The sequence below is a fragment of the Nonomuraea sp. NPDC003754 genome (assembly GCF_053605785.1).
In genome coordinates, this window is the sequence record NZ_JBSGJX010000108.1 from 1 (window position 1) to 3,313 (window position 3,313).

Below are 3,313 nucleotides of genomic sequence, written 5' to 3' on the forward strand. Positions count from 1 at the left end.
GCCCAGTTCAGCGCACAGGTCCGCGAACTGCTTGCCGCTGTATTGCGCCCCGTGGTCCGAATGGAAGATCGCCCCGTCCAGTCCGCCGCGATCGCGGGCGGCGGCCCGCAGCGCATCGGCCACCAGCTCGGTGCGCATGTGGTCGGCGATCGACCAGCCCGCCAGCTTGCGCGAGCACAGATCGATCACTGTCGCCAGATACAGGTGCGTGCCGTCGGCGACGGGCAGATAGGTGATGTCGCCCACGTAGCGCCGGTTCGGCGCGGTAGCGGTGAAGTCACGCTGGAGCAGGTCGGCAACCTTGCGGCCGGCTGCCTCCGGCACCGTGGTGCGGACCTTCTTGCGCAGGTGCACGCCCACGATGGCAAAAGCGCGCATGATGCGCTCGACCCGCTTGCGGTTCACCAGCCGGCCACGCTCACGCAGCTCCGCAGTGATGCGCGGCGCTCCGTAGGTGCCGTCATACTCGGCATGGATGGCCCGGATCTGTTCGGCGAGCGCCTGGTCCCGGCGCTGCCGCTCGGCCCGCGCCGGCGCCGCCGACAGCCAGTGGTAGAAGCTGGAGCGGGCGACCCCGACGATCCGGCACAACCGCTTCACCCCGAAGGCGCCTGCGTGGTCGGCAACGAACTGGAAGCGGTTCACCAGCGCGTCTCCCCGGCGAAATACCGGGCGGCCTTGCGCAGGATGTCCCGCTCTTCCTCCAGCTCACGCACCCGGCGTCGCAACGCGGCGTTCTCGGCCTCCACCGTTTCCAGCGACGCCTCACCGCCGCTGTCACCGGCTCTCGGCCTGCGTCCCGACCGCCCTGGCTCACCCCGCTCGGCGCGTGCCGCCCGGATCCAGTTCCGCAACGTCTCGGAACTGATCCCCAGGTCAGCGGCGATCCCTGCGATCGTCGCGCCCGGCCTGGACTCATACAACGCCACCGCCATCCCCAACGGGACACTCTCCTGATCTTCCCCGAACCAGCAAGGTCCAGGGTCTCAGGTGTCCAGTCCTCAGGGGGAACGCCCGACCTCGTTCCCGATCGACGCGGAACATCGACTACCACACATCACTAATCGGGGAAAGAATGGCAGCATGCGACGACGTGAATTCGTCGGCTTGACCGGAGCCGCACTGTTCAGCGCCGTGCTGGGACATCCAGACCAGGCGACACAGGCCAGCCGACATCTCGAAAACCTCGCGACCGTCCTCGTCGATTACACCGCTCCAACGAATGGGCCAGTCGACTTGCAGGCTCTTTCCGCTGACGTGGTGGCCGCGAAGCAGAATTACCAAGCCTGTCGATATACACAGGTCGCCGAGGACCTACCCGCGCTCCTGCGGGGTCTTCGCGCAGCCTGCGCCCAGTTGAGCGGCGACGCGCAACTCCAGGCGCATGCTCTGTCAGCCGAGGCGCACCACGTAGCGGCATCGGTGCTGTTGAAGCAGGATGACACGAGGCTTGCCTGGCTCGCAGCCGACCGGAGCATGCAAGCCGCCCACGCCAGTAAGGCCCCCCTCGTGATCGGCTCGAGCTCCCGCATCATCACGCATGCGCTGATGGACGGCGGACACCATCGAGCAGCCACCGACGCGACGCGCACCGCAGCCGTACGCATGGACGCCGACATGCATGCCCCGTCCCCCGATGATCTGTCCATTTACGGGTCGCTTTTGCTCCGTGGAGCCGTGGCAGCCGCGCAGAGCGGCGACCGGCACAACGTCGCCGAACTCTTGGACGAGGCAGCCGAGGCGGGTAGTCGGCTCGGATACGACGGCAATCACATGTGGACCGCGTTTGGCCCTAACAATGTCCTGTGCCACCGCGTGAACGTCGCGCTACGCCTGGGCGATGCCGGAACCGCGATCGAGCACGCACGGCACGTCCAGATCGACAGCCTGCCAATCAACGAACGCAAGGCCACCCTCCTTCTCGACACCTCCCGCGCCTTTCTGATGTGCGGCAAGCACGAGCAGGCGTTGCACATCCTGCGAGCCGCCGGAGAGATCGCACTCGAGGAAGTCGCCGGGCGGGACGTGGCACTGCAAGTGGTGCGTGACATGCTGGTCACAGCGCCGATCAGTGTGCGGCGCGAAGCTCGCGAGTACGCCGAATCCGTGGGAGTCATCGCGTGACCCAGCCCGGCAAGGTCCTCTACATCATCGTCTGCGCCGCCAGACCTGCCGGAGGAGTCGGCCGCCTGGTCGCCCTGGCCCAGGACGAAGGATGGACCGTCCAGATCATCGCAACCCCACCGGCACTCGACTTCATCGACGTCCCGGAGCTGGAGCAACAAACCGGCCGTCCGGTCCGCAGCCAGTATCGCAAGCCGTCCGAACCGAAATCGCCCCGAGCCGACGCCATCATCGTCGTGCCGGCCACCTACAACACCATCAACAAGTTCGCCCAGGGCATCGCCGACACCTACGCACTGGGCCTCCTGTCCGAGGCACCTGGACTTGGCATCCCGGTCGTGATCGTGCCATTCGTCAACAGCGTCCTCGCCGCTAGGACGCCGTTCCTGCGAAGCGTCGAAGACCTACGCGCTGAAGGCGTACGCGTGCTGTTCGGCCCCGGCGAGTTCGAGCCACACGCCCCTGGTGCGGGCGGCTCACGCTTCGACGCCTACCCGTGGAAACGCGCGCTCAGCGAACTTGCCGAATTGGGCTCATAGGGATCAAGGGCGGTCATGCGGCCGCAAACAGATCCACTGAAACTCAACAGCACGCCAAGAGCGATGACTCTCCGCCGTGACGCCGTCGGGCGAACTCACTCGCGCTCGCCCTACGGGTGCCTACGGCATTCCGCCGGCCGCGCCGCTCCGAACGGGTCTTCGGCTGCGCCTGCGCTTACGCGAGCGGGCTGCTGGAACCTGGCCGAGCACGCCGCCACCGACGGCCCGCAGGCGCTGCAGCGACTGCTGCGCACCACCCGGTGGAATAAACCCGCCCTGGCCGCCCAGATGCTCCTGGCCGCATTGGACGCGGGCGTGCAGGCGACCTGGGCGAGCGGGGATGAGGTCTGCGGCCAGGACCCCCGCCTGCGTGCGGCTTTGGAAGAGCGCCGGATGGGCTACGTGCTGGCCATCGCCGGGAACCGGCGCGTCGAACTGGAAGGCGTCCAGGTGAACACGGCCGAGGTCGCGACGAAATACTCGTGGAGAACTCCGGCGCGCCGGCCTTATCGGCGTACGACGAATTCTCGGCAGGCGCAGCTTTGCCAGGGTCAGTGAACGTTTTTCATCCTCGGGCGGCGTGAGCGACACGGTGGTTCTGAAGGACGGCGATGGCCTTGCAGAGGTGGCCGGCCTTGGAAGGGCTGCAG

At 67.1% G+C, this 3,313-nt stretch carries 2 protein-coding genes and 2 pseudogenes; 3 read left to right on the plus strand and 1 reads right to left on the minus strand.

Annotated elements, in window-relative coordinates; genetic code table 11:
- Positions 1-935 (minus strand): annotated as a pseudogene (locus ACWEVS_RS46050) (IS3 family transposase); the annotation flags it as partial.
- Positions 936-1,083: 148 nt separating this feature from the next.
- Between ACWEVS_RS46050 and ACWEVS_RS46055 the strand changes: the two are divergent.
- The 3 genes and pseudogenes from ACWEVS_RS46055 to ACWEVS_RS46065 all read left to right on the plus strand — a co-directional run.
- Positions 1,084-2,124, plus strand: a complete 1,041-nt coding sequence (locus ACWEVS_RS46055) for an XRE family transcriptional regulator (protein WP_452557565.1) — start codon at positions 1,084-1,086, stop codon at positions 2,122-2,124.
- The gene (locus tag ACWEVS_RS46060; protein WP_452557567.1) at positions 2,121-2,663 is read left to right on the plus strand and encodes a flavoprotein; all 543 of its coding nucleotides are present in this window, start codon (positions 2,121-2,123) and stop codon (positions 2,661-2,663) included. The genes ACWEVS_RS46055 and ACWEVS_RS46060 overlap by 4 nt, the downstream gene beginning before the upstream one ends.
- A gap of 63 nt (positions 2,664-2,726) precedes the next feature.
- Positions 2,727-3,134, plus strand: a pseudogene (locus ACWEVS_RS46065) (hypothetical protein); the annotation flags it as partial.
- Positions 3,135-3,313: the final 179 nt, after the last annotated feature.

Bases quoted from the DNA above. Each gene is read 5' to 3' on its own strand.
- ACWEVS_RS46055 (WP_452557565.1), top strand. From the start codon at position 1,084: ATGCGACGACGTGAATTCGTCGGCTTGACCGGAGCCGCACTGTTCAGC.